Genomic DNA, 7,416 nt, shown 5'->3' on the forward strand with positions numbered 1-7,416 from the left:
CGATTTTTTCTAACGCCTGAGCCGCCCTCCTACGCACACCAGAATCTTCATCGTTCAAAGCTTGAATCAGTCCAGTGACTGCTGTAGAATCCCCGATTTTTACTAACGCCCCAACCACTCTTCTACGCACATCAGAATCTTCATCGTTTAAAGCTTGAATCAGTCCAGTGACTGCTGTGGAATCCCCGATTTTTTCTAACGCCTGAGCCGCCCTCCTACGCACACCAGAATCTTCATCGTTTAAAGCTTGAATCAGTCCAGTGACTGCTGCGGAATCCCCGATTTTTCCTAACGCCTCAGCCACCCTCCAACGTACAAAGTAATCTTTATCGTTCAAAGCTTGAATCAGTGGAGTCACTGCTGCTGAGTTTCCGATTTTTACTAACGCCCCAGCAGCACTCCTACGCACATAAGAATTTTCATCGTTTAAAGCTTGAATCAGTCCAGTGACTGCTGTGGAATCTCCGATTTTTCCTAACGCCTTAGCTGCACTACTACGCACATCATAATCTTCATCGTTTAAAACTTGAATTAGTGCAGTCACTGCTGCGGAATCCCCGATTCTTCCTAACGCCTCAGCCGCCCTCCAACGTACAAAATAATCTTCATCGTTCAAAGCTTGAATCAGTGGAGTCACTGTAGAATACATGATTTTTTCTAACGTCTTATTAGCACTAATAAGCACATAAAAAACTTCATTTTTCAAAGCTTGAATCAGTGGAGTTACTGCTGCTGAGTTTCCGACTTTTTCTAACGTTTTATTAGCGCTACTACGCACATCAAAATTTTTATTTTTCAAAGCTTGAATTAGTGGAATTACTGCTGAGTTTCCGATTTTTTCTAACGCCTCAGCAGCACTCCAACACACAAAATAATCTTCATCGTTCAAAGCTTGAATCAGTGGAGTCACTGCTGCTGAGTTTCCGATTTTTCCTAACGCCTCAGCAGCACTCCAACGCACAAAATAATCTTCATCGTTCAAAGCTTGAATCAGTGGAGTCACTGCGGAATTCCCGATTTCTCCTAACGCCTCAGCAGCACTCCTACGCACAGAAGAATTTTCATCATTCAAAGCTTGTAGTAAGAGCGAAACTGCATGTTCAGAACGTGTGATGCTTAATAATTCAACTTTAATTTTTTGAAAAACTTCTAACCCAACAACTAACGCCACCGTTTGCACCTGAAATTCTGGTTTTACCGCACCTGCTAGCCTTGCTGCCAACTTAAGATCCACCTCTAAAGCTAACTTTACCACCCGCAGCGCTTGCTTCTCTTCTTCCAGCAACTCCAACATCACGGCTAGGGGTTCAGTCCATTTCAGGTAATTCAAATATTCCCGTTTCAGCTTGTCGTCACTGAAGTGCCGTAGCTGCTTCCGTAAACTCTCGGCGGTGTTCGAGCAAAGTTAATCGTAGTCATCAGCGAAAAGCTGTGTTTTCATCTCCGCCTAGAGTCCTTTCCTGATTTATCCCAATCTCAGCAACGCCTCAAGATTTCTCTATGTCTAATCTATCACCGGCAACTCCAGAACCTGAAAACCAATCACTTACGGAATTTGAACGCAATATTTTGGAAAAAGAATACTTTTTCTTGCAAACGACTATCGAAGACTACAATAAACAAATTTGGGTTATCAAAGCTCTTGGTATCACAGGCACTGGGGCTATTTTAGCGTTGATGTTACAGCAAAAAACTAATGGAAGTGCGATCGCTTTAATTGGTTGTGCAATTCCCGTATTTTTCTGGATATTGGAAAGTCAATGGAAATACTTTCAGCGCGGTTTCTATCCCCGTGTTGCAGAGATTGAATCTATTCTCAGCAATCATGGATTACGATGTCCTTGCATATACGGTGGATGGACTCATGCTGTCAAGCATAGCTCTTACTCGCCCAAACGTAGCAATTACCTCAAGGATGGTTTGTTAAACCCTAGTGTGTATGTGAGCTATGTGTTATAAATTGGGTTTTTGTTACTCATGGCTATAATTGCACCTAGCTTAGCAAAATAATTAGACTGAGATTTTGCACCATTCTCAACAAACGTAGGGTGGGCACTGCCTACCAACATTAAAATGAGGGTTTGCGATTTGGATGGGCAGTGCCCACCCTATAAAAGATTGTTTCGTTTGACTCGCGGCGGACATATTATGGGTAATTTGACGGACTGTCTACTTATATAGCAATCCTAAATCATAAGCCCTGCGGGCACGCTGCGCGTTAGCCTCTGGCGTGCGCTTGCGCTTACGTGAACAACAAGATTCCCGACTTCGCAGAAATTGTCGAGAATCTAAGCCTTCCATAAAGCGATCGCCCTACACCTGTCACTTCCTCAGCAATCGTAAACCACTCAGAGTCACCAACACCGTAGAACCTTCATGCCCAATCACACCGAGAGGTAAGTTAATACCCCCGACAAAATTACCAACCAAAAGCAAAACAATAAAACCCAAAGCAACAGTAATATTCTGCTTGACGATCGCCTGCGCTCTTTTACCCAAACGCATCGCTGCTTCTATTTTCTCCAATCTATCTGCCATCAATATAATATCTGCGGTTTCCAATGCGACATCACTGGCAATCTTGCCCATCGCAATTCCCACAGATGCTTGAGCTAAGGCTGGGGCATCATTGATACCATCTCCCACCATTGCCACAGTTTGATACTCTTTTTGTAAACGACGGATGACATCAAGCTTATCTTCTGGTAAAAGTTCTGCATACACTTGATCAATTCCTACTGCTTGGGCGACGCTGTGAGCAGTGCGCTTATTATCGCCTGTTAACATGACGATTTGTTCAACTCCCAGTTTTTTCAAATGGGCGATCGCTCTTACTGCTTCTGCTCTGATTTGATCTGCGATCACTACCACGCCTAGCACCTGCTCTTGTTGTGCAACCCAAACAACCGTTTTACCTTCCTGTTCTCGCAAGTCTGCTGCATCCTTCAACTCACTTGGTAAATGAGTCACATACTGTTTGACAAAATTCGCTTTTCCGACAATTACCTCTTGGTGCCCGTTAATACCCACAATTCCCTGCCCTGGTATTGCTCGTACCTCAACTGCTCTTGACCAATTCAAATCCTGAGCCGCCTGTACAATAGCTTCGCCTATAGGATGTTCTGAAGAAGATTCGACAGAAGCAGCGACTTTTAAGACATCTGCTTCTGTATATCCACGAGTAGGAATGACTTGAAAGACTTGCAGCTGTCCTGTTGTGAGAGTACCAGTTTTGTCGAAGGCGATCGCCCGAACTTTAGCAATCATTTCCAACTGGGCACCATTTTTGAACAAAATCCCCTGTCTCGCACCATTCGCAATCCCAGAAAGCAGTGTGGGCATAATTGCAGCCATCAGCGCACAGGGAGAAGCTACCACCAAAAAAGTAAGAGCACGATAAATCGTCGTTTCCCAGTCCCAATTTAAAACAAACGGCGGCAAAATTGCCAGCAACAACCCAGCCACCACAATAACCAGCGCATATCTCCGTTCAAATCGCTCAACAAATTGTTGAGAAGGAGGTGCTTCTGTTTGTGCTTGTTCTACCAGACGAATCACACGCTGAAGTAAACTGCTTTCTGGTGGTTGATGCACTTTAAGCTTGAGCGCACCATAGCCGTTGAGTGTACCTGCAAAAACTTCCTCACCTACCGTCTTCTCTATAGGTAAGGACTCTCCTGTAATGGCGGCTTGATTGATGGTACTCAAACCAGAAACAATCATTGCGTCGGTGGGAATGAGTTCGCCTGGTTTGACAACAATTTCATCTCCCACCTTTAGCTGACTGATGGAAATGATTTCCTCCCCTCCAGAACGCAAAACCCTTGCTGTATCTTGTGTCAAGCTCATCAAAGAGCGGATGCTGCGTTCCGTTCGTTGCATAGCGTAGCCTTCCAGCGCCCCACTAATTGCAAAGATGAGAATTAAGATTCCGCCATCCAGAATAAGATGGTATTCCCTTTGCCACAAGCCCAAGATCGCAGCACCCAACGCCGCCACAATCATCAGTAAATCAACATCCAGTTCTTTCTCTTTGAAAAGGGTTGTTAGTCCTTCACGGGCGCTTTCATAACCACCAATGACGTAAGCTGCGGGTAATAGTAGTAGCGCCCATCCTAAAAAATTGAGATGTAGGGCGAACCATCCAAAAAACAACAGCACTCCACAAAGGATGGCGGCGATCGCTTCTGTATGTTCTTTGGTGAATTGAGTTAGACGTTGTCGGTAGAGCATGAGAGTGAAATTATGAACACTCTCTCAAGCTAAACCTTGACATTAATGTCAATGTCAAGCGCAAAAGTGGTATGATGGGATGCGAGAAAACAAAGTAGGTCATTTTGTGTCTGTCTCCCTTGCAAAGAACCATGCACGCAATTATCACGCCACAAAGAATAGAGTTACCTCCAGGGGCTGTCTTAAAACTTTTGGGAAGTTGGCAAGACTACCTTGCTTTGAGTGAACAGTTGGGCGATCGCACTGTACCTCGTATTAAATATCGACTCGGAGAAATTTTGTTGATGGCTCCTTTACCAGAGCATGGACGCAAAGCCAGTTTGATAGCGGATATTGTTAAAGTTTTGCTTGACCATTTGGAGCAACGATATGATTCATTTACTCCAATAACTATGAAGTTACCAGAGGTAACAGGCATTGAACCAGATTATAGTTTTTACATTGAAAACTGGAAAGCAGTAGTAGGCAAAAATCGGATTGATTGGGAGTCTGATCCACCGCCAGATATAGTTATCGAAATAGATGTGACAAGTTATACAGATATTTCTGACTATCTTCCATACAAAGTACCAGAAATTTGGTTGTTGAAAAACAATCAAATAGAAATATATAGACTACAGGGTGAAGTTTACACAACAGCAGAAAGCAGATACTACCCTAATATTTCAGAAATTGTGCAGCAATGTCTACAAATTGCTGACTCGCAAACGACAAGTGACGCAATCAGATGGTTAAGGAAATTTTTGCAAGGGTGACAGAATGACCAAATCTCTTACTATCAAAGAACTTACGTCAGCAGTGGGAGGCGGGATGACTCCGCGCATGGTTCGCCACTATCATGAATTGGGGTTACTTCCTCAACCAGTGCGATCGCCCAGCAATTACCGTCTCTACACCGAAAAAGACGTTCTCAGATTACAACGCATCGTCGCACTGAAGCAGCAAGGGTTTCAACTCAACCACATCCGCCAAATACTGGAAGTGGAACCAGAAGAAGACACAACTGCTAGTTTGATGACGCAATTACAGCAACAATATCGGGCTGTCATACAGCAAATTTCACAATTACGGCAAACAGCATCTGCATTGGAAGGGTTATTGGGGCGCGATCGCGATTGTGAAATCATCCAAGCTGAAGTTTTGGCACAACTGAAGCTACTAGAAGTAGACACATCCGGAGGATTAGGCGGACTGGAAAAACTCTGGAATGGGTTGGATGCTCAAGTTCATGCTCATCCAGAAGCTTTTACTGAATCGTTGGAACGCTTGCTACCTGACCTTTATAGCCGTTCTGAAATAGAACAAGACCTCATTTCAAAGCTGGTTTTGGCTTGTGGAGATGTGAGTTTGGCGTCGTTTGTCAGGTTGAGTGATCGGGCGATCGCCACGAGTCGTCAAGCCCTCAAATCCGGCTGTCAGATAGTTGCGGATATCCCAACGGTAGCTGCTGCTCTAGATAGAACAAGATTAGCTCATTTGGGATGTCCGGTAGAAACCTTAATTGATAACTCTCATATTACCACTGCCACAGAAGCAGAAAAAGCATTTTGGCAACATCAAGAATGGCAGGAAAAATTACACCAAGTCTCCCCAGGTTGTGTGTTGGTGATTGGCTATGCTCCAAGTGTGCTACTCTCTGTATGTAAAGCCATCCAAAACCAAGAAATTCAACCAGCGTTAGTCATTGGAATGCCCATTGGCTTTAGTCATGCTCCTGCTGCTAAGCGACAACTGATACAATCTTGCGTACCTTTTATTACAGTTGAAGGAAGCTTGGGAGGCGGCTTATTAGCTGCGACTGTCCTGAATTCTTTGGTTGAGTCACTTATTGAGAAACCTGATTGTCATTGTTACTTAGGCAACTATTAATAATAGTATAAAAAAATGCTTTTATAGCACGGTTTCAGAATGTCCCATACGAGAATAAGATCCAATATCGTTGTGAATCAAAAATAGGACAAAACAAAGTAAACAATGAGATTAGCTGTTTATGGCAAAGGAGGAAGTGGAAAAACTACTATTAGTACTTGCCTTTTGCAATTTCTGAACTATTTCTGTGACTTCCAAGTTTTAGGTATTGATGGCGATCACAATTTGCATCTAGCTGAAGAACTGGGTGCAACGCCTGTCGAAATGCAGCGAGGGAACAAGGAACCTGCACGGGATATTGGTAACGATTTAGATTGGTTGCGTTCTTACTTTGCTGGTACCAATCCTAGAATTACTGCGGATTTACCCATGATTAAAACAACTCCACCAGGGGAAGGATCGCGTTTGTTGCGGTTAAGAGAAGCAGCCGAGTGGCGGGATCGCTATGTGACTCTCATTGATGGAGTTGAATTGATTCGAGTTGGTGATTTTACGCAAGACGACTATCGCAAGAAGTGCTTTCACAGCAAAACCGGGGCGATTGAGATTTTCTTAAAGCACGTTTGGGAAGATAACAACGAGGCAATTATTGTTGATATGTCAGCAGGTAAAGATGTTTTCGCTTCACCCTTACCTAGCTTGTTCGACAGAAATATCTATGTTGTCAAACCAACGCGCAAGTCAGTCACCAATGCAGGGGATTTTCTCGCACACGCCAAAAACTTTGGTATTGACATGCTAGTGGTGGCGACTGACATCCGTTCCCGTCAGGAAGTCGCAGCAATAGAACATTATCTCATGCGACCTGTGGATGCAGTCATTCCCCACGATCCATTTTTTGTCCAACGGGACTCGTTAGTACTGTCTCGTCCACCTCATGTTCGCGAAGCCAGCTTTACTGTATTGGATGCTTTCTACAGTTTTACCGATTTGTTGCGTCAGCTTCCCTCACATAATTGGGAAAAGCTGCTCACTCGAATGTTTTACCATCACGAAGAGACTGCACATGATTGGGCAGGAGTCAACTTTACAGCACAAATTCAACCTGGTTTCAATCCATTTGAGCGCTTTCAAAGCAACAAACTCGCCACAGCTTAACAGTTAACAGTTATCAGCGCATCTTGCCAAATCTTTCTCTGACAAAATATGAGTTTTGAAATACAGCAATCCTAGATAAATCGTGAACAAAAAAACGTAGACGCGGAGCGGTGAGACAGCGCTGCAGGAGGGTTTCCCGACAGAGGCGACTGCGTTCGCGTAGCGTCTCCGCAGGAGATACCCGAAGGGCTTCCCGCAGGGTACCGCAAAGGGGAG

7 protein-coding genes are annotated in these 7,416 nt (G+C 44.1%); 4 read left to right on the plus strand and 3 right to left on the minus strand.

What is annotated here, in order from left to right; genetic code table 11:
* A partial coding sequence (locus DP116_RS22715) for a HEAT repeat domain-containing protein (RefSeq protein WP_211173450.1) occupies window positions 1–1,330 on the minus strand: 1,330 nt, incomplete at its 3' end.
* Between the two features lie 170 nt (window positions 1,331–1,500).
* Here DP116_RS22715 and DP116_RS22720 point away from each other — a divergent pair.
* Entirely contained in the window at window positions 1,501–1,959 is a 459-nt protein-coding gene (locus tag DP116_RS22720; RefSeq protein WP_169157333.1) for a hypothetical protein, read from the plus strand.
* A gap of 363 nt (window positions 1,960–2,322) precedes the next feature.
* Here the strand turns inward: DP116_RS22720 and DP116_RS22725 are convergent, their stop codons facing one another.
* On the minus strand, window positions 2,323–4,233 hold the full coding sequence (locus tag DP116_RS22725) for a heavy metal translocating P-type ATPase (protein ID WP_169157334.1): 1,911 nt from the start codon (window positions 4,231–4,233) through the stop codon (window positions 2,323–2,325).
* A 131-nt stretch (window positions 4,234–4,364) separates the two neighbouring features.
* Here DP116_RS22725 and DP116_RS22730 point away from each other — a divergent pair, with 131 nt between their 5' ends.
* From DP116_RS22730 to DP116_RS22740, 3 genes are all read left to right on the plus strand, one after another.
* A complete protein-coding gene (locus DP116_RS22730) occupies window positions 4,365–4,988 on the plus strand; it encodes a Uma2 family endonuclease (RefSeq protein ID WP_169157335.1) in 624 nt (207 codons plus the stop codon).
* A 4-nt stretch (window positions 4,989–4,992) separates the two neighbouring features.
* Window positions 4,993–6,102 carry a precorrin-8X methylmutase gene (locus DP116_RS22735; RefSeq protein WP_169157336.1) on the plus strand — a complete coding sequence of 370 codons (1,110 nt, stop codon included), beginning with the start codon at window positions 4,993–4,995 and terminating at the stop codon, window positions 6,100–6,102.
* Window positions 6,103–6,207: 105 nt separating this feature from the next.
* Entirely contained in the window at window positions 6,208–7,200 is a 993-nt protein-coding gene (locus tag DP116_RS22740) for a nucleotide-binding protein (RefSeq protein WP_169157337.1), read from the plus strand.
* A 13-nt stretch (window positions 7,201–7,213) separates the two neighbouring features.
* Here DP116_RS22740 and DP116_RS28680 read toward each other — a convergent pair.
* A partial coding sequence (locus tag DP116_RS28680) for a hypothetical protein (RefSeq protein WP_211173451.1) occupies window positions 7,214–7,416 on the minus strand: 203 nt, incomplete at its 5' end.

It is taken from the genome of Brasilonema bromeliae SPC951, assembly GCF_012912135.1.
Classification (GTDB): domain Bacteria; phylum Cyanobacteriota; class Cyanobacteriia; order Cyanobacteriales; family Nostocaceae; genus Brasilonema; species Brasilonema bromeliae.